Genomic DNA, 21414 nt, shown 5'->3' on the forward strand with positions numbered 1-21414 from the left:
AGCTCCGGCTTCGTCTCGCGTACGGCGACCTTCGCCCCACGCGTCACTCGGATCGGCAGGATCGCGCACGTTGGGAGGATTCCGGCCGATTCTGGGTGTGCGCAACCCCCCGCGTCGCTAGCGTGAGGGTGCGCCAAGCCCAGTTGACAGCCCAGACCGAAAGCGGGGACCGGCCTGCCGGTGACCGTGGGAGGGAACAGTGTCCGATCCCGGAGGTACGGAGCCTCACCGTACCGGCGGGGAAGCCGACTCCGACTTCCTCGACGCGTGGTTGTCCCGCGCGCGTGACCACGACGGTGGTTCGCCGGCAGACGCACCGCCAGACGGTGCGGCCGACGACTCCGCTGACGCCGTGGTCGATGACGCGCTCGAGCACGCCGACCAGCCGGCCGCTGCCCCGTCGCGCCCTGAACGCTCCGCCGACGAGGTCGTGAGCCAGAGCCGCGAACGGCTCAGCGCCCAGGGCAGCTTCGACTTCGCCTCGTTCTACGAGTCGCTCGACACCGATGCAGCTGCCCCGGCGGGCGGCGCGCCGACCGAGGACGAGGACCGCGCGCCGGCTGACTCCACACCGGCGCCCCCACCAGTCAGCCCACCTGTCGCCCCGCCTGTGCGCGGCACCGGCGAGCCGTACATCCCCCCGCTTCCCGTCATCGGCAAGTCGCGCGCCAAGCAGTCGCGCCTGCGCCGCCGGCGCCGCCCGGCACAGCCGCAGCCTGAGACCCTCGACCTCGACCTCCCGGTCCCCCAGCCCGAGCCCGCCGCAGAGCCGCAGCCCGCGCCCGAATCCTTGCCGGGGCCGACCGCGCCCCCGCTGCCCGAACGCGACATCTTCGCCCCGCGGACCGTCGCGGAGGACCCCGACGCCTTCTACAAGAAGCTGCTCGCCTCCGAGGTGGAGGCAGCACTCGAGCCGGAGCCCGAACCGGAACCCGAACCCGAGCCCGAGCCGGACCCCGAACCCGAACCGGAACCCGAACCGGAACCCGAGCCGGACCCCGAGCCCGAACCCGAGCCCGAGCCCGAGCCGGAGCCGGAGCCCGAGCCGGAGCCGGACCCCGAGCCCGAACCCGAGCCAGAGCCAGAGCCGGACCCCGAGCCCGAACCGGCCCCGGAGCCAGTCCTGGAGCCGGAGCCCCTCGCGTCCGTACCCGCCGAGAGCCCACGGTGGGACTCGGCGGCGTTCGTCCGCCAGCCAGACCCGGAGCCCGAGCCGGAGCCGGAGCCCGAACCCATGCCCGAGCCCGAACCCATGCCCGAGCCCGCGGTCGCGGCCGCGCGGTCTGCGGGGGCGAGCGCGCCCGCCACCCCTCCCCGCCAGCCGGTGCCGCAGGTGGTGGAGTTCCGTACGCCGCGCGGTCCCCGCCTGCTCCTCACGGTCCTCCTGCTGGCCTCGGCGGTCGCGGCCGGCTTCGCGATCTGGCGGGCAGCGGAGAGCCAGGTCGGGACCGACATCGGCATCGCCGGCGCACTCACGGCGCTCGCCCTGGCGTTCTGGTGGGGACTCACAACCACCCCGCACCGTCAGGTCGCCGTCCGCGGCGGCATCCTCGAGATCGAGGACGGCATCAGCCGCTACACCTTCGACCTGCGCAACCCCGCGACCCGCATCGACGTCGAGGGCACCCCCGGGTCGCGCGACTGGCGCGTGGTCATCCACCGCCACCGGCTCTCGCCGTACGTCGTGACGCGACGCGTCGTCGACCCGCAGGGGTTCACGGAGGTCCTGGAGCACTACCGGGCGATGGCCCGCAAGGCCGAGGAGCAGCGGCTCGCAGGTCGCCGCCCCTGAGGCCGGCCAAGCGGGGCGTGGATGATCGCGCGCCGTCGGGGCGTTCGCCCTGGTGATGACTACCGTGCGCCTGTCCCTGCTCGACCGCACCCGCACGCGTGCCGGCGAGCCCGACTCGGCCGCGCTGCACCGCACGGTCGCCCGGGCACGCAACGTCGAGAGGCTCGGCTACGACCGGTTCTGGGTGGCGGAGCACCACGGCGTGCCCGGCGTCGCCAGCGGCAGTCCGGGCGTGCTGCTCGCGGCGGTCGGTGCGGCCACGGACCGGATCCGCATCGGCAGTGGCGGCGTGATGCTGCCCAACCACGCGCCGCTGGTGGTCGCCGAGCAGTTCCTCATGCTCGAGGGGCTCCACCCCGGCCGGGTCGACCTCGGGGTCGGGCGGTCCCTGGGCTTCACGCCGGCAGTACGCCGCGCGCTGCGGGCCGGCTCGTCGGCCGCCGACCGGTTCGGCGACGACCTCGCGGAGCTGCGCGCCTTCCTGGCAGGCACCGGACCGATCACCGCGCGACCCGCGGTCGACGTACCCCCACCGGTCTTCGTCCTGGCGATGCAGCGCGGTCTCGACTTCGCCGCCAGCGCAGGACTTCCAGCCGTCGTCGGCGGGCCGCTCCTGCACGACCCCGACGCCCTGCAGCGCTACCGCGAAGCAGCGGGCGACGGCGCCTACGTCGTCGCCAGCGCCGACATCATGGTCGCGGAGAGCGCCGACCGTGCCCGCGAGCTCCTGCTTCCCGAGGCCTGGGCGATGGTGCGCTCGCGGGAGACGGGCGCGTTCGCCCCGCTGGAGTCGATCGACACCGTCCTGGCGCACTCCCCCACGCCGCGCCAGCGCGAGCGCATCGAAGCCTGGCTCGCCAACGCCGTCTACGGCACTGCCGACCAGGTCGCCCAGCAGCTGCACGTACTGCTCGAGCGGACCGGCGCCGACGAGATCATGGCCACCACCTCGACGTACGCCGACACCGACCGGGACGCGGCCGACGCGGCGCTGGCCGCCGTGATGACGCAGGTGCGGGCGGGCGCGTCGCTCACTCCTCCCCGAACCGCTGGACCCGCAGCACCTCACCGGCGAGATCGGTGAAGAGGTAGCCGAGCTCGTCGTAGGCGTTGACGACCTGGATGCGCACCACCGCCTGGTCCTCGTAGCTCGGGTGCTCGATCCAGACGCTGACTTCCTCGGGATCCTCCACGCCGACCTCGGCCTCGGCACGGCGCATGTTGGCCTCGATCCGATCGATGTCGACGTCGGCCAGGTCGACCCGGGCAAACCGGCCCTGCGCCGTCCGTGCCTCCACGACCTGCCGGAAGCGACCCTCCTCGTCGCCGTCGTTCCACCGCCACTCCTCGTAGCGCTCGCGACCGTCGTCGGTGGGCACGTAGGCGACCACGGCCTCGGGTGAGAACGTCAGCCGGTAGGTCTCGGTAGTGGCGAACTGCTCCTCGTAGGCGTCCCGGACCCCGTGCAGCGAGCTGGTGCTGATCGTGAAGCTGATCGGGGCGCCGGCGGACGGCTCGTCCGCACGGTCGGCCAGCACTCCACTGATCGTCGCGACCACCAGCACCGCCGCGCAGCCGCCCAAGAACAGCTTGGCCCGGAGCGGGAGCGGTGTGGTGTCCCGGCGGACCGGCCGCGGGGACTTGCCGCGCGCGGCAGCGGCCGGCTGCGCCGGCCCGCTCTGCCCGGGGTGCTGCAGGTCCTGGGTCAGCGCTCGCAGCTGGCCCAGCGTCGTGGCCTGCAGCGCGGCCTCGATGCGGTTCTCGCGCACGATCTCGCCGAGCTGGCCGTCGGCGTACGCCGCGTTGATGATGTCGATCGCCCGGTCACGGTCTGCCGTCCGGGCTCTGGTACGGGCGCCCATAAACTCAGGGTAGGGCGAGTCCGCCGGCGCGACCCCGCCTTGGGACTACAGGTAGCGACCGCAGTGCGGCCAGGGCTGCCGGCCGCGCTGCTTGTAGAGCAGCTTCGCGCGGTAGGTCTGCTCGGCGGGAGCAACGCGAGACGGGACGCCTCGGCCCCCGACGGACCGCCAGGTGCTGAGGTCGAACTGGTAGAGGCCGTGGTAGCCGGCCGGGTTCACCGCGCGCGGGTTGCCCGAGGACTCGCAGTGCGCGAGCGCACGCCAGTTCAACCGGTCGGCGCCCGGCACGGACCGAGCAGCCGTGCCCACCAGGACGCGACGCGGCTTCGGGCGCCGCACCACCTTCCCGGTCCGCTTCTTCTGCACCACCGTGGCGTTGTGCATCTTGACGGTGACCTTCACGCGTCGCACGCCCGGGCGACCGGGGCGCGCCACCTTGCGGACACCGGGACGCAGCTGCGCCGTCTTCACGCGCACGGTGCCGGGTGCGATGCGGTGCTGCCTCACACGGGTGCGCGTGCTGACGCGCACGACCCGGATCGTGTCGCCGTCGCGCACCCGCCGCTTGTCGCGCTCGCGGACCACCGTGCCGTTGCGGTGGACGCGCACGAGGTCGGCGTCGCGCACCTGCACACCCGCCTCGCGCAGCACGCGGGTGGCCCAGACGCGGTTGGTGTGGACGATGCGTACGTCGCGCGTCCCGACGCGCAGCCGCACCCGCTTGGCGGGCTTCGCAGCCGGAGTGGACACCAGGGCGTCGGCGTCGGTGGACCCGTCGCGGGACTCGACAGCTGGCGCCGGGGGCGCGGTCGTGCTGTCCTCTGCGCTGTCAGCAGCACTCGCTGGAGCGAGGGCGAGCGCTGTCGCCGTGGCGGTCACGGTGGTGGCGACGACGACGAGACCGCGTCGTACCTGGTGGCGGAACATGGAAGAACACCTCAATGAGCTCGACAGGGAGCCGCGACATCGCGGCCGATGGCCTGCGACTCATCACGGGAGTCGCGGCGGTCCAGGCACCACCCGGCGGGAAGTGACCCCCGCGCGCGTCCGGTGGCCCTCGCGGGAGGTTTGAACCTCCGCCAACGTAACGAACCCACGCAAATAGGGCGCTCAACCGTCCGGCACGGCCGCTGACCTCCACGCATGCCGGCACCGAGCGTCCCGTTAGGCTCCCGCCGTACGAGTGCCGCTCGGCGAGTCCTCCCACTGATCCTCCGCGAGCAGCCTTCGCACACCGGGCCTCTAGCTCAATTGGCAGAGCAGCGGACTTTTAATCCGCGGGTTGTGGGTTCGAGTCCCACGGGGCCCACCCGGTGACCTGACGTGGGACGCTCACCCGCCGCATGGCGTTCGCCCGCTGCGCTCCCTGCACCCGGCGGCCCTCACCGCTGATCCGTTTGCAGCGGACCGAGGAGCCTTCGCGCGCCGGCCCCCTCCCGCCCCAGCGCATCTCCGGGGTTCGCAAGGGCGCACTGACGCAGGGACAGACACCCGCAGCCGATGCAACTGGTGAAGTCATCGCGCAGCTGCTCCAAGTGCCTGATCCGGTCCTCGAGTTCAGTGCGCCAGGCCCCAGAGAGCCGCTGCCAGTCGCGACGGCTGGGCGTACGGCCGCCAGGCAAGCGCTCCAGCTCCTCCCGGACGCGTACCAACGGAATGCCGACGCGTTGCGCGACCCGCACGAACGCCAGTCGACGCAACACGTCCCTGGGATAGCGCCGCTGGTTGCCAGCCGTTCGGATGCTCGAGATCAGACCCTGGCGTTCATAGAAATGCAGCGCGGAGATCGCTATCCCGGCCCGCATGGACACCTCCCCCGGCGTGAGCATCGGAGCTGCCGGCATGACGCAACCTCCCCTTGATCTCAACCATTGTTGAGGTTCTAGCGTGCCATGGAACCCGCAACCACCGAGCCTGAGAGGCAATCTTGTGAGTGGTAAGACAAGCGTCAACCCGTTCTCCTGGCACTACGCCGACGACCAGGGCGTGCTGGTTCAGTCCCCGACCTCGTGGCTCTTCGTGTCCGGCCAGACAGCCATGTCCGACGAGGGGGAACCGCAACACCCTGGGGACCTGCGCGCTCAGACCGAGCTCTCCCTCGCCAACGTCAAGACCGTCCTGCGTGCCGCCGGGATGAGTCTCGCCGACGTCGTGCAGCTCAACACCCACGTCCTCGACGTCGACCGGTTCCGGGTCGAGGCCGCCGACGTGTTCGAGCGTGAGTTCACCGCCGCAGGCGTGAGCCCGCCCGGCGTCCTCTCCCAGGTGGTCAAGCTCGGCCATCCAGCACTCGTGGTCGAGATCGACGCCATCGCCGTGCGGTGACCCTGTGGCGCCGATTGCCCGGACCGCACGCAACTGCTCCCACCGAACCGCCTGACTCGCCTCCCCAGGTCTGCCACGCCGATAGTGTGGGAACGAGGCGAGGGGAGGTGGGGCGATGGACCACGCGGACGACTTGTACCTGCAGATCGTCGAGAGCTCCACCGACGGTTTCTGGGTCATCGATGCCGACGGCGTCACCCGCTTCGCCAGCGCACGCCTCGGCGAGATCCTCGGCCGCGATCCCGCCGCCATGGTGGGGACGCCGATGAGCGACTACCTCGACACCGCGGGTCAGCGGCAGTTCGCCGAGCACATCGCCGAGGTGCGGGCCGGACGCCTCAACCAGAGCGAGGTCGAGTGTTGCTTCCTCCGCGGTGACGGCGGCCGGGTCTGGGTCACGCTCGCCGAGTCCAGGCTCAACACCGAGGACGCGGCACCCCTCTATCTGCATCGCATCACCGACAGCACCGCGCAGCGCGAGCTGCTCGACGAGGTCAGCCACAGCCGGGCGCAGCTGGCCGAGGCCCAGCGCATCGGCAAGATCGGCGACTTCGTGTGGCGTCCGCTGGAAGGGCACGCGCAGTGGTCGGAGGAGCTGTACCGGATCTTCCGGCTCCCGCAGGGCCGCCCTCCGGCCGACTGGGCGGGCTTCCTCGAGCTGATCGATCCCCGCGACCGCGACGTCGTGAACGCGTCGGTGCGCGGCTTCGCCGGGGGCAGCGCCGAGACGCACGTCGCCTGGAACGGGCGACTGAACACCGGCGACCCCACCGACGTCGTGTGGCTGCGGGGACGCGGCCTCTTCGAGCGCGACGCCGAGGGTCGAATCGCCGTCGTGCGCGGCACGGTCCAGGACCAGACGGTTGAGCGCGAGACCGAGGACGCGCTGCGCGACTCCCTGCGCCAGAACACCCTCCTGCAGGCGCTGACCAGCGCGTCCAACCAGGCCGAGACGCTCGAGGACGTCCTGGTGATCTCCAAGCTCGCGATCACCGACTACGAGGACTGGTACCGCGCCCGCGCTTTCGAGCCCGACCCCGAGGCGCCGTACGGCGTGCGGCCGGCGTACGTCCAGGACACCGACGCGGCCGAGGACGCCGCGCTCACTCCCGCCCAGGTCGAGCAGGAGCTACGCATCGCGCGCAAGGCCGCGGAGGTGCGCGAGCTCGTGTGGGACGAGAGCGTGCACGACCGCCCGCTCATCGCCTTCCCGGTGCTGCTCGACGGCGAGATCATCACGATCATCGTGCTGACCGCCCTCGACCCCTTCCTGCGGCACTCGATGATCGCCGACATGGTCGCCCAGATCTCGGCACAGCTTGCCCGGGTGGCCGAGCGCGAGCGGTTGATCGTCGAGCTGTCCCAGGCGCGCGACGACGCGATGGCGGCCTCGCGGCAGAAGTCGGAGTTCCTGGCGACGATGAGCCACGAGATCCGTACGCCGATGAACGGTGTGGTCGGCCTCAACGACCTGCTACTGCAGACCCGGCTGGACGCAGAGCAGCGGCGGCTCGCCGAGGGCGTCCAGGGCGCCGGTCAGGCGCTGCTGCGGATCATCGACGACATCCTCGACTTCTCCAAGATCGAGGCCGGCAAGCTCGAGCTGTCGACCGAGACGTTCTCGATCGAGCAGGTCCTCGACCGGGTGCTGGCGATCTTCGGACCCGGTGCCACCGCGAAGGGCATCACCCTCACCGCCCAAACCGAGCCCGACGTACCCACGGTCCTGCGCGGCGACGGCTACCGGCTCGGCCAGGTCGTGAGCAACCTCGTGTCGAACGCCGTCCGCTTCACCCACGAGGGCAGCGTCGCGGTGCACGTACGGCGCGACGGCGCGCCCCGCCCCGACGGCAGGCACTGCCTGAGGTTCGAGGTGCGCGACACCGGCATCGGCATCGAGCCCTCCGCCCAGGCGGCGCTCTTCGAGCCCTTCACCCAGGCCGACCGGACCACCAGCGGCACCTTCGGGGGCACCGGTCTCGGCCTGGCGATCTCCCGGCAGCTCGTGGCCGCGATGGACGGCGAGGTCGGGCTGGAGTCGGTCCGCCACCAGGGCAGCACCTTCTGGTTCACCGCGCACTTCGCCGAGGCGTCCACCGACGAGCCGCTCGACGCGGGCCGGGAGGCCGCCTCCGACGAGATCCCACCCGGCACCCGGGTCCTCATCGTCGAGGACAACGAGCTCAACCAGATGGTCGCGGTCGGCGGGTTGCACCGGTTGGGCGTCGAGACCGTCGTCGCCGGCGACGGTCTCGAGGGATTCGAGCTCGCGACGCAGGGCGGCTTCGACGCCATCGCCATGGACGTGCAGATGCCGAACCTCGACGGCTACGAGGCCACCCGGATGATCCGCGCATCCGAGGCTCCCGGGACCCGCGTCCCCATCATCGCGATGACGGCGGGTGCGATCGAGGGCGACCGCGAGCGCGCCCTCGAGGCCGGCATGGACGACTTCCTCACCAAGCCCGTTGACTTCCGTCGGCTCCAGCAGGTCCTGGCCCGCTGGGTGGGGCGCGACGGCGCCGCCTCGCCCCCCGAGGGCCGCCCCGTGCCCGACCGCGCGCTCTCCGCACCCGACCGCCCGCCGGTCCTCGACGCCGCGCGCGTCGCTGAGCTCCGCGAGCTCGACGAGCCCGGCGAGACGTCGTACGTCGCGATGATTGCGCGCGCCTTCCTCGACCGCGGCGACACCTACCCCCAGCAGGTGCGGGAGGCAGTGGAGTCCGGGGACGCCGAGGCGATCGCGGCCGCCGCCCACCTGTTGAAGGGCAACGCCCTCAATCTCGGCCTGCGCGAGCTCGGCGAGATCGCCGGTCGCATCGAGCACGCGGCCCGTGCCGGACGCACGGAGTTCGCCGCCGAGGTCGACGCCCTCGATGCCGCCCACCGGCGGGCGAGCGCCGCGGTGCGCGCGCTCGCCCCCGACGTACCCGCCTGACGCTCAGCGCAGGATCTGCACCCGGATCCGCTTGCCACCGGTGATCTTGGCGTTCTGCGGCGCGACAGTGCGGTTGACCAGCTCGGTGCGTCGCGGTGTCGCGACGACGGCGGCGACCAGGTCCGACTGGCGCGGGGAGCGCTGCAGCCGGGCGATCGCCCGGTCGACGCCCGACCCCTGCACGCGCTCCGCCAGCGGGGCCACCCCGGCCGTGGCCACCACCAGCGTGCCTTCGGCGCCCTTGGCCTTGGCCGGGACCCGGACCGTCATCCGCACGACCTTGCGCCCGAGGTTGTTGTCGACGGACGCGAGCGTCGCCCGCACCCGCAGCACCGCGCCGGCGCGGGCCTTGATCTTCTTGCGGGCCTGCAGCGGGACCCACGTACCGGCCCGCCGAACCTCGGCCTCGACCTCGACGATCGACCAGGTGCGCAGCTCCTCGCTCAACTTGGCGTCGATCGTGATGGCGTCGATGGTGCCCTTGGTGCCGAGCGCGGTGCGCAGGGTCTCGGCGTGCTCGTAGAGCGTGACGGACGGCAGGAAGGTGATGTCGGCGCGGTCGGTCCAGTGGTCGGCGAAGGAGTAGGTCCACGGCGTCCCGTTGGACCGCGTGCCCCGGATCGTCCAGCCGGCCTCAGCGGAGCCCGCCCGCCATCCGTCGTACACGCGGTCGAGGTTGGCCATGAGGTGGCTCGCGGCGATGTCGCCCATCGCGGGCAGGTAGGTCGCCCGCGTCTCGCCGATGCGCGACCCACTGCCGTCACGCATCGCGACGGTCGAGGTGATCGGGGTGGTCGCCGGGATCGAGCCGATGGGGCCGAGGATGCCGGCGAGCCGGTCCTGGTTGATCGTCCCGATCGGGGCGGAGGGGTTGGCGACCTTGAACGGCGCGCCGGTGCTGTCCTCCTGGATGTAGATCGCGTCGGCGTTGTGCATCGTCAACGTGGTCGGACCACTGAAGTTCATGGGGTGGCCGAAGCCGATGACCTCCTCGCCGCAGACTGCGGTGACGGTGCCCGTGCCGACCATGGAGACGTCGCCGTAGGACAGTGACGCGGCGATGTTGCCGCCTGCCACGGGACGGACCGCGGGTGCCCGCTCGGCGAGCGGGGCCGCACCGGCGGCGAACACCCGGTCGGCGGCGAAGTCGAAGGCGTCGGCGGCCTTGCTCAGCCGCTTCGCACCGAGACCCGACACGCCGTAGGGCAGCGGCAGCGCGCTGAACCCGCCACGGACCTGACGTGCGCTGACCCCCGTGCTCGCGAGGGCGGCCTGCTGCCGGCGTGGGATCGCGACCTTGGCCGCGGGCGCTGCGGGGGCTCCGGTCTTCGAGCGGAGGGCATACATCGCGGACGCGGGCGTGATGCCGGCGACCTTCGAGGGGCCGTAGGACAGGCCGTAGGCGACGGCGCCGATGAGGCGGCCGTCCTCGGCATAGACCGGCGAGCCGGACATGCCCTCCCAGATCCCGCCGACGCGGTCGAGCTCGGGCGACTCCAGGTCCGCCATGATCATGTCGACGTCGGGGGCGATGCCGTCCTCGAGGACACCCTTGATGGTGCCGGTGAAGCCGGTCGGGACGGTGCCGGAGGTGACGGTGAGGCCCTCGATCGCGTCACCCTTCGCGACGTCGGCGAGCGGGAAGACCTCCGGGCACCGCTCGTCCGGTGCCGACACGGCCGGTCCGGGAAGGACCACTCCCGTGAGCGTGGCGGCGAGACCCAGCGCGGCGACGGCTGCGGTGCGGCGCAGACCGACCCGGCCAGGGAATGACTTCTGCATGAGGCTCCCTCGGGGTGTGGTGGCCGACGCCGACTGACGCGCGACTGCGACGAATTATCTGCTCCCGGGGCGAATCCACCAAGCGTGGACTAGGTTGCTTCTGTGACGACCTTCACACCGCGACCAGCGGGCGCCACCTGGGACCGCGCCGAGCTCGAGGACGCGCTGCGCGGCTACCAGGAAGCCGGGCAGCGTGCCGCCGACACCGGCGACTGGGGCCACTTCTCCGCGATGTTCACCGAGGACGCGACCTACTCCGAGCACGCCTACGGCGAGTTCACCGGACGCGACGAGATCCACGCCTGGGTGACCCGCACCATGGGTGCTTTCCCGGGCAACGTCATGACCGGCTTCCCGATGGCCTGGTCGGTGATCGACGAGCCGACCGCACGGGTCATCTGCGAGGTGCGCAACCTGATGCCCGATCCGGGCGACGGCAGCGTCCACGAGGAGTCGAACCTGACGATCCTCACGTACGGCGGCGACGGGCTGTGGGCACGCGAGGAGGACGTCTACAACCCGATGAAGTTCGCGAACATGGCGTTGAAGTGGGCCGAGGTCGCCGAGCAGCATGGACGCCTCCCCGAGGACGGCGCGGCGTTCGTGGCGCGCCTCACGCGCGGACGCTGAAGTCCGCCGCGACCGTTAGGGTCGCGGAGTGGATGCAGACCAGTACGTCGTCGTCGACGTCGATGAGGCCGAGCACGAGCGATTCCTCGCCTCGCAGGTGGCCCTGACCGACGCCGCGCGCCAGCTCGTCGACGCGACGATCCGTACGCAGGTCGGCGCCGAGGAGCTCGACGCCGTGCGCGGGGAGCTCGATGCGCTCGTGGCCCGGCTCCGGACGTCCCAGCTGCCGGGGTCGTACGGCGTCTCACTCACCAGCGGCGGCACGTTCCGCAACTACGGCAACGCGGTGGTCGGCAAGCGCAACGCCGTGGCTCCGCCGCTCGAGGTCGAGCGCGACCCCGCCGGGCGGGCCTGGTCGCACTTCGCGCTCGGGGCGGCGTACGAAGGGCCCCCCGGGCTCGTCCACGGCGGCGTGACCGCACTGATCCTCGACCAGATCGCCGGCGAGGCGGCCGCGGCCGGCGGCACCCCGGGCATGACCGGTCAGCTGAACCTGCGCTACGAGCGCCCCACCCCGCTGGGACCGCTGTCGGTGGAGGCGTGGGTCGACCGCCGCGAGGGCTACAAGACCTGGGTCAAGGGCGAGATGCGCGACGCCGAGGGTCAAGCGACGGTGACCTGCGAGGGTCTGTTCATCCTGCCGCGTTGGGCGCGTGAGCTGGTGGACGAGGAGACGAAGGCGCGCTACCAGCGCACCGGCGCCGGCGACGCGCCCGGGACGCCGGGAGACTGAGCCTCACTCTGGCCACAGCAGCACCACTCGTCGTACAAAACCGGGCGTCGGGGGCGGCAGTTTCGTTCGACCAGCGGGCGTGTCGTGGCTCGGGCGGTGAAACTGCCGCGTCGTTTGCGTCAGTCGCCGACCCGGGCGCCGCGGACGCCGGTGTCGGTGAGCCGCACCTCCTCGGAGGCCTGCTCCTCGAGGGTGGCGCGGCGCTGGGCGGCGAGCTCGGAGCGCTGGTCGTTCCACTCCCCCGGCGCGGAGACGAGCCCGGCCGTCCCGCCCTCGAGCCGGTTGAGCGCTGTGCGGGCGAAGATCTGCTGCTCGGTGGTGGTCCGCTCGGAGCGACCGCGGCCGATGAAGCTGACCGCCCACCGCAGCAGCGCCGTGACGCGGCTCTTGAACCCGGTGATGTAGACGAGGTGGACCGCCAGCCACATCAGCCAGGCGACGAACCCGGTGAGCCGCACCTTGCCGATCAGCGCGACGGCCCGGAAGCGGGAGATCGTCGCCATGCTGCCCTTGTCGAAGTAGCGGAACGGCTCCTGCGGGGCCTTGCCCTTGAGCCGGTTGTCGATCTCCTTGGCGGCGTACTTCGCGCCCTGGATCGCGACCTGCGCGACGCCCGGGAGGTTGTTGAGCGAGATCATGTCGCCCACGACGAACACCTCGGGGTGCCCGGGCAGGGTGAGGTCGGGGTTGACGCCGACGCGGCCGGCCCGGTCGAGCGGAGCGCCCGACTGCTCGGCCAGCTGCTTCGCCAGGGGGCTGGCCTGGACGCCGGCGGCCCACACCTTGGTCACGGCGTCGATGCGGCGCCGCCGCCCGTCCTTGTCCTGGACCTCGAGGCCGCGCTCGTCGACCTCGACCACCATGGCGCCGAGCTGGACCTCGACACCGAGGCCCTCGAGGTCCTCCTTGGTCTTGCGGCCGAGCTTCTCGCCGAACGGCGGCAGCACCTGCGGCGCGGCGTCGACGAGGATCACCCGGGCGTGCCGGGTGTTGATGCGGCGGAAGTCGCGCTTGAGCGTGCGGTGGGCGAGCTCGGCGATCTGTCCTGCCATCTCCACACCGGTGGGGCCCGCGCCGACGACCACGAAGGTCAGCAGCCGCTCGACCTCCTCCTCGGTCTCGGCGATCTCGGCCAGCTCGAACGCGCCGAAGATCCGTCCGCGCAGCTCGAGGGCGTCGTCGATGCTCTTCATGCCCGGCGCGAACTCCGCGAAGTGGTCGTTGCCGAAGTAGGACTGTCCGGCGCCGGCGGCCACCAGCAACGTGTCGTACGGCGTGACCGTCTCGCGCCCGAGGACCTGCGAGGTGACGGTGCGGCGGTCGAGGTCGATGTGGGTCACCTCGCCGAGGATGACCCGGGCGTTGCGCTGCTTGGCCAGGATCTCCCGGGTCGGCGGGGCGATCTCGCCCTCGGACAGGATCCCCGTCGCCACCTGGTAGAGCAGCGGCTGGAAGAGGTGGTGGGTGGTCTTGGCGACCATCGTCACCTCGACGTCGGCACGTCGCAGCGCCTTGGTGCCGAACAGACCGCCGAACCCGGAGCCGACGACCACCACGCGGTGGGTCTCGGCGCCGAGGGGTGTGGGCGACGTGCTCGTGCCGGGGTCGTCGACCTGGTCGACGCTCATGGACTCACCTCGAAGACGGAGGGGCAGACAGAGGGGGCGGACAGCCAACGCCGGGGGAACCCGGGGCCACCGGTGATTGTTCCGCCTCCGGACCCCAGGTATGCCTCCCGGAGACCGTTGACTTGGTCACGCCAGGGCAGGATGGCCAGCGTGACCCACTTCGACGTCGTCGTCATCGGCAGCGGTTCGGGGAACTCCCTGATCGACTCCTCCTTCTCCCACCTGCGCACGGCGATCGTGGAGCGGGGGGTCTTCGGCGGCACCTGCCTCAACGTGGGCTGCATCCCGACCAAGATGTTCGTCCACCCCGCCGACCTGGCGGCCTCGGTCGGCGAGTCCGGGCGGCTCGGGATCGACCTGCGTCTCGAGGGCGTCCGCTGGCGCGACATCCGCGACCGGGTCTTCGGCCGGATCGACGCCATCTCCGCGAACGGACGCGAGTACCGCGCCGCGGGACTGCCGGGCACCACGCTCTTCGAGGGCACGGCCCGCTTCGTCGGCGACCGCGAGCTGAGGATCGCGCTGAACGACGGCGGCGAGGAGACCATCACCGCCGACCAGGTCGTGCTCGCGGCCGGCAGCCGCGCGGTGGTCCCGCCGGTGCCGGGCGTCGAGGACGTCCCCGTCCACACCAGCGACACGATCATGCGCATCGACGAGGTCCCCGCGCGGCTGGCGATCCTCGGCGGCGGGGTCGTCGCGGCCGAGTTCGCTCACGTCTTCGGCTCCTTCGGCAGCCAGGTCACCATCATCAACCGCTCCGAGCAGCTCCTGGGCTCGCTCGACGAGGACCTGTCCGCGACGTTCACCGAGCACGCACGCCGGACCTGGGACGTACGCTCGCCCGCGCGGGTCACCCACGCAGCGGTCACGGCGGACGGCGGCGTACGCCTGGAGCTGAGTGGTCCTGGTGACCCCGGCACGGTCGAGGCCGACCTGCTGCTGGTCGCCACCGGCCGGCGGCCCAACTCCGACCTGCTCGACCTCGCAGCGGGCGGGGTCGACGTCGACGCCGCGGGGGTCGTGGTCACCGACCGCCACCAGCGCACGAGCGCACCGGGTGTCTGGGCGCTCGGGGACGTCGCGAACTCCTTCCAGCTCAAGCACCTCGCCAACCACGAGGCGCGCGTCGTGCAGCACAACCTGTTGCATCCCGAGGACCTGTGGGAGCGCGACCACGAGCACGTCCCCGCGGGCATCTTCACCCGGCCGCAGATCGCCACCGTCGGCCTGACCGAGGCCCAGGCACGGGCGCAGGGCGTGCCCCACGTGATCGCGCGCCAGCAGTACGGCGACACCGCCTACGGGTGGGCGACCGAGGACACCGTGGGGTTTGCGAAGCTGCTGCTCGACCCCGACTCCGGACACCTGCTGGGGGCACACCTGCTGGGGCTGGACGCGACCACCGTCATCCAGCCGCTGATCACCGCGCTGACCTTCAAGATCCCGGCGCGGGAGTTCGCCCGAGGCCAGTTCTGGATCCATCCGGCACTCAGCGAGGTTGCCGAGAACGCCTTGCTGAAGCACAATCCCCCCGTTGGTTGAAGTCGTGACTACCCTCTCCCGTTCGCCCCTCGGTCCAGTCCGACCCCTCGGGTGTGAGCCGGTCGCCGTACGGGAAAGAATGCTCGAGCGACGCCTGCCCCCCGCCTGAGGACCCCTTCGTGCCCCTGTCCCAACAGCTCGAACTCGATCCTGACCCGAGCGCTGCGCGGACGGCGCGTGCCTGGGTGATCGAGCTGCTCGCACGCCTCGGGCGCGACGACCTCGCGGAGTCGGCGGAGCTGGGCGTGTCGGAGCTGGTCACCAACGCCCTGCTGCACGCTGAGCCACCCGTGCGGCTCCGGTTGCGCGGCACCCGCGACCACCCGCGCATCGAGGTGCTGGACTGCTCGTCCTCGCTGCCCGCCTCGGCTGGCGCCACCGGCGGTGAGGACCAGCTCGGCAACGGCGGGCGCGGACTGGACCTGGTGGCGCTGTTCTCCCGCGCCTGGGGATCCGTCGTCGACTCGACCGGCAAGCTCGTGTGGTTCGAGCCGACCTCCGCGGAGCCCGACGGCGAGCCGGTGGTGGGCCACCACGTCGTCAACGAGGACACCTTCGCCACCGAGCCCGAGGTCGCCGGCGAGCGGATCGCGGTGCGGCTGCTCAACTTCCCGGTCCAGGAGTGGGCGCACTTCCGCGCGATGTACACCGAGCTGCGCCGCGAGCTCCGCCTGCTCGCCATCACCCACCCCGACGACTATCCGCTGGCCACCGAGCTCACCGAGCTCGCCCGCACCGTCGACGGTCACCGGCTCCACAGCACCGGCCACGCCAAGCTCGAGGCTGCGATCGAGGCAGGGCAGACGACCGCCGACCTGACCTACGAGGTCCCGGTGACGAGCGTCCACGACATGCCGCGCCTCGCCGGCCTGCTGCGCGAGGCGGTGCGGTTCTGCCACGAGCAGAACCTGCTGGCCTCCGCGCCGTTGGAGGAGCACGTCGAGCTGGTCGTGTGGTACGCCGACCAGTTCGTGCAGCAGGCTGCGGGCCGCGAGGCGTCCCCGTGGCGGGGCGCCGCCCGCTCCGCCTGAGCAACGGCTCGGTGCGCCCTGCGGCTCAGGCGTAGCCCAGGGCGTGCAGGGCCTCGTCGTCGATACCGAAGTGGTGGGCGATCTCGTGCACGACGGTGATCCGCACCTCGGCCACGACCTCGGCCTCGTCGCCACACATCGCCAGGGTCGGGTTGCGGAAGATGAAGATCCGGTCGGGCTCGCGGAACGTGTAGTTGCTGTCCCGCTCGGTCAGCGCCACCCCGTCGTACAGACCCAGCAGGTCCGACGGCTCGTGCTCCGGCGGCTCGTCCTCGACCAGCACCACCACGTTGTCCATCAGCCGGGTGAGCTCCACGGGTACGCCGTCGAGCGCGTCGCTCACCAGCTCCTCGAAGCGCTCCCGGCTCATCTCGACCACGCGTCCGAGGGTAGACTCCCCGTGCGCTGGTGCTCGCCACCGGCGCTGGCCCCCGTCGTCTAGCGGCCCAGGACCCCGCCCTTTCACGGCGGTAGCGCCGGTTCGAATCCGGTCGGGGGTGCGACACCAGGAGTGGGCGGGCTTCGTTCGAGGGGGACTGATGCGGCAGGCCGTGCCCTCCTGGGTGACGCTCCTGGTCCTGTCGCTGTGCGGCATGGCCTCGGCCCTGCAGTTCACCCTCGCGATCCCCCTCCTCCCCGAGTTCCCTGACCTGCTCGGCGTCTCCACCGCCGACGCCTCCTGGCTGGTGACCGTCACCCTGCTGACCGCGGCGGTGAGCACGCCGGTGATCGCGCGCATGGCCGACATGTACGGCAAGCGGCGGATGTTGATCGTCGCACTGTCGGCGATGGTGCTCGGGTCGCTCATCTGCGCGCTCGAGGTCTCGTTCGTCACGATGCTCGTCGGCCGCGCGCTGCAGGGCTTCGGTGCGTCCCTCATCGCGGTGGGCATCAGCATCCTGCGCGACGAGCTTCCCCCCGAGCGCGTCGGGACCGCGGTGGCGTTGATGAGCGCCACGATGGGGATCGGGTCGGCGCTCGGCCTGCCGCTCGCGGGGGTGCTCACCGACTGGCTGGGCTGGCACTCGATCTTCTGGTTCAGCGCCGTCACCGGCGTGGCGCTGATCGTGGCGCTGCTGGTGGTGATCGAGGAGTCTCCGGTGCGGACGCCGGGCCGCTTCGACGTCGCCGGTGCCGTGCTGCTCTCGGCAGCGCTGGTGTGCCTGCTGCTGCCGATCTCCAAGGGCAGCGCCTGGGGCTGGAGCGAGCCACCCGTCCTCGGACTCTTCGCTGCTGCCGTCGTGCTCCTCGCGGCCTGGGCCCCCCTCGAGCTGCGGGTCAACCAGCCGATGGTGGACCTGCGCACCAGCGCCCGCCGGCCGGTGCTGATGACCAACATCGCCTCGATCTTCGCCGGGATGGCGATGTTCGTGAACATGCTGGTGACCGTCCAGGTCCTCCAGCAGCCGGCCGGTGCCGGGTTCGGGCTGAGCGTCACCGCCGCGGGTCTCGCGATGGTCCCCTCCGGGCTGGCCATGGTCGTGGTGTCGCCGATCTCGGGACGGATGCTGACACGCTGGGGCGGCCGGGTCGTGCTGCTGAGCGGGTCGGCGCTGATGGCGGTCGCCTACGTCGGCCGGATCTTCTACGCCGACACCGTCACGGCCGTGGTGATCGGGTCGACCGCCGTGGGAGTCGGCACCGCCCTGGCGTTCGCCGCGATGCCGACGCTGATCATGTCGTCGGTGCCCCTCACCGAGACCGCCTCGGCCAACGGGCTCAACTCGCTCGTCCGCTCGATCGGCACCTCCCTGGCCAGCACCCTCGTCGCGGCGATCCTGGCCACGCACCAGGTCCAGGTGGACGGGGTCAGCCTCGCGTCGGGCGACGCGTTCCGGCTCGTGCTGCTCCTCGGCGCCGTCGCGTCGGTGGTGTGCGCAGGCATCTCCGCCCTCATCCCCACAGACCGGCGGACCCACCACGAGCGCGAACTGGCCCGCACCCAGGGCCGGACCAAGCAGGAGGCGGTCATCCGGGGACGCGTCCGGCTCGCCCGGCCCGACAACAACGCCCGCGGGATGGTCCTCGTCTCGGTGCTGGACACGCGCGGCGAGCAGCTGGACTGGAGCCGCGCCGACAATGCGGGGCAGTACTCCGCGGTCCTGCCGGGGCCGGGCACCTACGTCGTCATCGCCAACACCGTCGGGTGGGCACCGGCCGCCACCGTCATCGACTTCGCCGGCGGGGAGGTCGAGCAGGACCTCACGCTCACCGACGAGCTCACCGTCTCCGGCACCGTCACCTCCGACGGCGTGCCGGCGCCGGGTGCTCTTGTGGCGATGAGCGAGGCCGCCGGGAGCCAGGTCGGGTCGACCCACTGCGACGAGCAGGGGCGCTACACCTTCCAGCTGCCGCTCACCGGACGCTACGTGTTCACGGCGTACGACGCGCGCACCGGACGGGCCCGCGCGCGCAAGGTGCTGCTGTCCATCGAATCCGAAATCGTCGACATCGACATCCCCGCCGGACCCGATTCGTGCGATGGGCGGGTCGTGGGTTAGAGTTTCGCCGCTGGTCATCCAGCAAGCAACGAGGCCCCGTGGCGCAGTTGGTTAGCGCGCCGCCCTGTCACGGCGGAGGTCGCGGGTTCGAGTCCCGTCGGGGTCGCCAACGCGAACAGGCCCGGACCGTCATGGTCCGGGCCTGTTGCGTGTCCTGCGCCTGACGCCCCAGGGCAGGTTGTCTCAGGGCAGGTCGTTCAGGGCAGGTCGTCGCGGAACTGCGCGGGTCGCCCCTCCTTGCGGGCCCGCGTCGCCTCCTCGAAGTTGTCGGTCAGCAGCCGCAGGTAGAGCTGGCCGATCCCCTCGATCGGCATGTAGCTCTCCAGCGACCCGGCCGCGATGCCGGCGTGCAGCGACCGCTTGGTCATCTCGATGCCGGGCTGCGACAGGCTCGCGATCCGCTCGCCGACCGCGACGGCTTCCTCGACCACGGGATCCGCGAGCCGCGAGACGAGCCCGATCCGGGCCGCCTCCTCCGCACCCACGTCGCGACCGGTGAACATCATGTCGGCGGCGTGGCTGGACCCGACCGCCCGCGGCAGCAGGTAGCTCAGGCCGAGCTCACTGGCGGTGAGACCGTTGTTGATACCGGCCGCGCGGAAGTACGCCGCCTCGGAGGCGATCCGCACGTCGCAGGCCAGCGCCAGGCAGAGCCCGCCGCCGACGGCCGCGCCGTTGACGGCGGCGATCACCGGCTGGTGCAGGCGGCGCATCGTGGCGATGACCTCCTCCAGCACCTCCAGCGACCGCAGGGCATACCCGGGACGGCGCAGGCCGTCGGCGTACGGCGGCCGCCCGGCCGACTTCTGGTCGGCGCCGGCGCAGAATGCGCGGCCCTCCCCGGTGATCACGATCGCGCGGACGGCGTTGTCGCGGCCGAGCTCGGCGAGCTGCTGCTGGAACGGGACCATCACATCGAACGCCATCGCGTTCATCCGGTCCGGCCGGTCCAGCGTCACGACCGCGACCCCGTCGACCGGCCGGTCGACGCGGACGAACGAGCGCTCCTCGGCCCTCCTGGTTGCGCTCACTTCTCGCTCCACGCCTGGTGGTAGAGCATCATCGAGTCGACGTGCGGCACGACGCCACCGACGTGCTCGCCCCACATCACGAACTCCGGCTGCGCACCCAGCACGATCGAGGGGATGGTGGCGTTCCACTCCTCCTGGATCTGGTTGATCAGGTCCTGCTGCTCGTCCTCGGACTCGGCCGCGCCGAGCTCCTCGAGCAGCCCGTCCATCGTCTCCGAGGCGTAGCCCGCCGCGTTGGAGCGCGACTCGCTGTGGAAGTTCTCGTAGAGCTCGGGGAAGACTGCCGCGTCGGGCGTGCCGAACGACCAGCCGGCAAGGTCGAAGCTGCGCTCGGCGAAGACCCGCTGGATCATGTCGGCCGACCCGGCGACGTACTCCGGCTCGAGCTCGATGCCGATCTGCCCCAGCATCGCCTCCAGCCCCAGGCCGGTGTTCTGCGAGACGACCTGGATGCCGAGGTAGCCGACCTTGCCGTCGAACCCGTCGGCCTTGGCCTCCTCCACGAGCTGCTTGGCCTTGTCGAGGTCGATCTCCGGCCCCGGGGCGCCGCCCCACTGCGACTCGTCGGGGAACATCTCGGTGCCTGGGAGGCCCACCCCGTTGTAGGTGCGGGCGTAGATGCCCTCGGGGTCGATCGCGTGCGCGATCGCCTGACGCACCCGCACGTCACCGGTCGCGGAGTCCTCGCGATTGTTGACGATCAGACCGAAGCCCATGCTGACGACGTTCATCGCACCGCCGAAGCCCTCGTCGATCGCCTCCTTGGTGATGCTCGGCTCGCGGACGACGCCGACGTCGGAGCTGCCGGACCGGACGACGTCGAAGGTGCCCTCGGCGGTCTGCACGTTGTGGAAGCGCAGCTCGTCGAGCGGCGGCTCGCCACCCCAGTAGTCGGGGTTGGCCTCGAGCAGCAGCTCCTCGCTGGGCCGGTAGTGGCCGAACGTGAACGGACCGGCGCCGATGGGGGTGAACTCGGCCCCGGCGTACGCCGCGGGCGCCATGATCATGCCGGGTGCGGTGGCGAGCATGTACTCGAAGTCGACCCACGGCTCGCTGAGCGTGAACGTGACGGTGCGCTCGTCGGTGGCCTCGGTCTTCGCGACCTTGCTCGTCCACAGCGACGCCTGGCCGCCCTCGTCGGCGAGGTAGCGCTCGATGCTGCCGACCACGGCGGCGGCATCCAGCGGCGTACCGTCGGAGAAGTTGACGCCCTCGCGCAGCGTCATGGTCCACACGGTCGAGTCGTCGTTGGGCTCGAGGGACTCGGCGACGTACGGCTCGTACTCCGCCGTCTCGGGGTCGTAGCGCAAGAGCACGTCGTAGATCGCGGCCAGCTCACTGCCGCCGGAGAGACCGTTGGCGATGAGGTCGACCGGGTCCATGCTGCGCACCTCGCCGAAGGTCGAGATCGACAGCTGCCCGCCGTCCGTGGGCTCGCCGTCGAGCTGGTCGCCCACGAAGCCGATGGCGAACATGCTGCCGCCCCGGTCGGCGGTGGGACCCTCGGCGTCGTCCGAGCCGCCTCCGCCGTTGTCGGCACACCCGGCCAGCAGGCCGGCCGACAGGGCGAGGGCAGCCAGCGCCGTGAAACGGCGCCGGGTGCGGGTCGTGGTCAT

At 71.7% G+C, this 21414-nt stretch carries 17 protein-coding genes and 3 tRNA genes; 12 read left to right on the forward strand and 8 right to left on the reverse strand.

Features of this window, described 5'->3' with window-relative positions; all coding sequences use genetic code 11:
* The first annotated feature begins 199 nt into the window (after nt 1–199).
* Entirely contained in the window at nt 200–1792 is a 1593-nt protein-coding gene (locus J2S59_RS02625; RefSeq protein ID WP_306824779.1) for a hypothetical protein, read from the forward strand.
* Between the two features lie 55 nt (nt 1793–1847).
* Nucleotides 1848–2876 (forward strand): MsnO8 family LLM class oxidoreductase, encoded by a 1029-nt coding sequence (locus tag J2S59_RS02630; RefSeq protein ID WP_220138510.1) that lies wholly within the window; start codon nt 1848–1850, stop codon nt 2874–2876.
* On the opposite strand, the gene J2S59_RS02635 is transcribed toward J2S59_RS02630, so the two are convergent.
* A complete protein-coding gene (locus J2S59_RS02635) occupies nt 2824–3654 on the reverse strand; it encodes a DUF1707 SHOCT-like domain-containing protein (RefSeq protein WP_068122202.1) in 831 nt (276 codons plus the stop codon). The two genes, J2S59_RS02630 and J2S59_RS02635, sit on opposite strands and share 53 nt — an antisense overlap.
* 45 nt (nt 3655–3699) lie before the next feature.
* Entirely contained in the window at nt 3700–4581 is an 882-nt protein-coding gene (locus J2S59_RS02640) for a resuscitation-promoting factor (protein WP_306824780.1), read from the reverse strand.
* A 309-nt stretch (nt 4582–4890) separates the two neighbouring features.
* Here J2S59_RS02640 and J2S59_RS02645 point away from each other — a divergent pair.
* A tRNA-Lys gene (locus J2S59_RS02645) sits at nt 4891–4963 on the forward strand.
* A 73-nt stretch (nt 4964–5036) separates the two neighbouring features.
* Here J2S59_RS02645 and soxR read toward each other — a convergent pair.
* On the reverse strand, nt 5037–5498 hold the full coding sequence (gene soxR, locus J2S59_RS02650; protein ID WP_068124497.1) for a redox-sensitive transcriptional activator SoxR: 462 nt from the start codon (nt 5496–5498) through the stop codon (nt 5037–5039).
* An 85-nt stretch (nt 5499–5583) separates the two neighbouring features.
* On the opposite strand from soxR, the gene J2S59_RS02655 reads away from it, so the two are divergent.
* Together J2S59_RS02655 and J2S59_RS02660 are read left to right on the forward strand one after the other, a co-directional pair.
* Nucleotides 5584–5979, forward strand: coding sequence for a RidA family protein (locus J2S59_RS02655; protein ID WP_068124499.1), 396 nt, complete (start codon nt 5584–5586; stop codon nt 5977–5979).
* Nucleotides 5980–6094: 115 nt separating this feature from the next.
* Entirely contained in the window at nt 6095–8917 is a 2823-nt protein-coding gene (locus tag J2S59_RS02660; RefSeq protein WP_306824781.1) for a PAS domain-containing hybrid sensor histidine kinase/response regulator, read from the forward strand.
* A gap of 3 nt (nt 8918–8920) precedes the next feature.
* On the opposite strand, the gene J2S59_RS02665 is transcribed toward J2S59_RS02660, so the two are convergent.
* Nucleotides 8921–10699: a SpoIVB peptidase S55 domain-containing protein gene (locus tag J2S59_RS02665; protein WP_068124663.1), complete on the reverse strand. Its 1779-nt coding sequence runs from the start codon at nt 10697–10699 to the stop codon at nt 8921–8923.
* 102 nt (nt 10700–10801) lie between these two features.
* Here J2S59_RS02665 and J2S59_RS02670 point away from each other — a divergent pair, with 102 nt between their 5' ends.
* Nucleotides 10802–11329 (forward strand): nuclear transport factor 2 family protein, encoded by a 528-nt coding sequence (locus J2S59_RS02670; protein ID WP_068124662.1) that lies wholly within the window; start codon nt 10802–10804, stop codon nt 11327–11329.
* A gap of 28 nt (nt 11330–11357) precedes the next feature.
* Nucleotides 11358–12062, forward strand: coding sequence for a PaaI family thioesterase (locus tag J2S59_RS02675; RefSeq protein ID WP_181642602.1), 705 nt, complete (start codon nt 11358–11360; stop codon nt 12060–12062).
* Between the two features lie 119 nt (nt 12063–12181).
* Here the strand turns inward: J2S59_RS02675 and J2S59_RS02680 are convergent, their stop codons facing one another.
* The gene (locus tag J2S59_RS02680) at nt 12182–13690 is read right to left on the reverse strand and encodes an NAD(P)/FAD-dependent oxidoreductase (protein ID WP_306824782.1); all 1509 of its coding nucleotides are present in this window, start codon (nt 13688–13690) and stop codon (nt 12182–12184) included.
* Nucleotides 13691–13840: 150 nt separating this feature from the next.
* Between J2S59_RS02680 and J2S59_RS02685 the strand changes: the two genes are divergently transcribed.
* Both J2S59_RS02685 and J2S59_RS02690 read left to right on the forward strand, forming a co-directional pair.
* Complete coding sequence (locus J2S59_RS02685; RefSeq protein WP_068118165.1) at nt 13841–15235, forward strand: mycothione reductase; 1395 nt, start codon at nt 13841–13843, stop codon at nt 15233–15235.
* A gap of 119 nt (nt 15236–15354) precedes the next feature.
* Nucleotides 15355–16266, forward strand: coding sequence for an ATP-binding protein (locus J2S59_RS02690; protein WP_068118161.1), 912 nt, complete (start codon nt 15355–15357; stop codon nt 16264–16266).
* A 25-nt stretch (nt 16267–16291) separates the two neighbouring features.
* On the opposite strand, the gene J2S59_RS02695 is transcribed toward J2S59_RS02690, so the two are convergent.
* On the reverse strand, nt 16292–16636 hold the full coding sequence (locus J2S59_RS02695) for a metallopeptidase family protein (protein ID WP_220138327.1): 345 nt from the start codon (nt 16634–16636) through the stop codon (nt 16292–16294).
* Nucleotides 16637–16693: 57 nt separating this feature from the next.
* Between J2S59_RS02695 and J2S59_RS02700 the strand changes: the two genes are divergently transcribed.
* The 3 genes from J2S59_RS02700 to J2S59_RS02710 all read left to right on the forward strand — a co-directional run bounded on the left by J2S59_RS02700 (nt 16694) and on the right by J2S59_RS02710 (nt 18876).
* Nucleotides 16694–16766 (forward strand) — tRNA-Glu (locus J2S59_RS02700).
* A 39-nt stretch (nt 16767–16805) separates the two neighbouring features.
* Nucleotides 16806–18767, forward strand: a complete 1962-nt coding sequence (locus J2S59_RS02705) for an MFS transporter (RefSeq protein ID WP_181641616.1) — start codon at nt 16806–16808, stop codon at nt 18765–18767.
* Between the two features lie 32 nt (nt 18768–18799).
* Nucleotides 18800–18876 (forward strand) — tRNA-Asp (locus tag J2S59_RS02710).
* A gap of 88 nt (nt 18877–18964) precedes the next feature.
* Here the strand turns inward: J2S59_RS02710 and J2S59_RS02715 are convergent.
* Together J2S59_RS02715 and J2S59_RS02720 are read right to left on the reverse strand one after the other, a co-directional pair.
* Nucleotides 18965–19798: an enoyl-CoA hydratase gene (locus J2S59_RS02715; protein WP_068118157.1), complete on the reverse strand. Its 834-nt coding sequence runs from the start codon at nt 19796–19798 to the stop codon at nt 18965–18967.
* Nucleotides 19795–21414: an ABC transporter substrate-binding protein gene (locus tag J2S59_RS02720; protein WP_181641615.1), complete on the reverse strand. Its 1620-nt coding sequence runs from the start codon at nt 21412–21414 to the stop codon at nt 19795–19797. Before J2S59_RS02720 ends, J2S59_RS02715 begins: the two co-directional genes overlap by 4 nt.

Source organism: Nocardioides massiliensis (assembly GCF_030811215.1).
GTDB lineage: Bacteria > Actinomycetota > Actinomycetes > Propionibacteriales > Nocardioidaceae > Nocardioides_A > Nocardioides_A massiliensis.

Bases quoted from the DNA above. Each gene is read 5' to 3' on its own strand.
- J2S59_RS02630 (WP_220138510.1), top strand. From the start codon at position 1,848: ATGACTACCGTGCGCCTGTCCCTGCTCGACCGCACCCGCACGCGTGCC.
- J2S59_RS02635 (WP_068122202.1), bottom strand. From the start codon at position 3,654: ATGGGCGCCCGTACCAGAGCCCGGACGGCAGACCGTGACCGGGCGATC.
- J2S59_RS02640 (WP_306824780.1), bottom strand. From the start codon at position 4,581: ATGTTCCGCCACCAGGTACGACGCGGTCTCGTCGTCGTCGCCACCACC.
- soxR (WP_068124497.1), bottom strand. From the start codon at position 5,498: ATGCCGGCAGCTCCGATGCTCACGCCGGGGGAGGTGTCCATGCGGGCC.
- J2S59_RS02660 (WP_306824781.1), top strand. From the start codon at position 6,095: ATGGACCACGCGGACGACTTGTACCTGCAGATCGTCGAGAGCTCCACC.
- J2S59_RS02665 (WP_068124663.1), bottom strand. From the start codon at position 10,699: ATGCAGAAGTCATTCCCTGGCCGGGTCGGTCTGCGCCGCACCGCAGCC.
- J2S59_RS02680 (WP_306824782.1), bottom strand. From the start codon at position 13,690: ATGAGCGTCGACCAGGTCGACGACCCCGGCACGAGCACGTCGCCCACA.
- J2S59_RS02695 (WP_220138327.1), bottom strand. From the start codon at position 16,636: ATGAGCCGGGAGCGCTTCGAGGAGCTGGTGAGCGACGCGCTCGACGGC.
- J2S59_RS02705 (WP_181641616.1), top strand. From the start codon at position 16,806: ATGCGGCAGGCCGTGCCCTCCTGGGTGACGCTCCTGGTCCTGTCGCTG.
- J2S59_RS02720 (WP_181641615.1), bottom strand. From the start codon at position 21,414: ATGACCACGACCCGCACCCGGCGCCGTTTCACGGCGCTGGCTGCCCTC.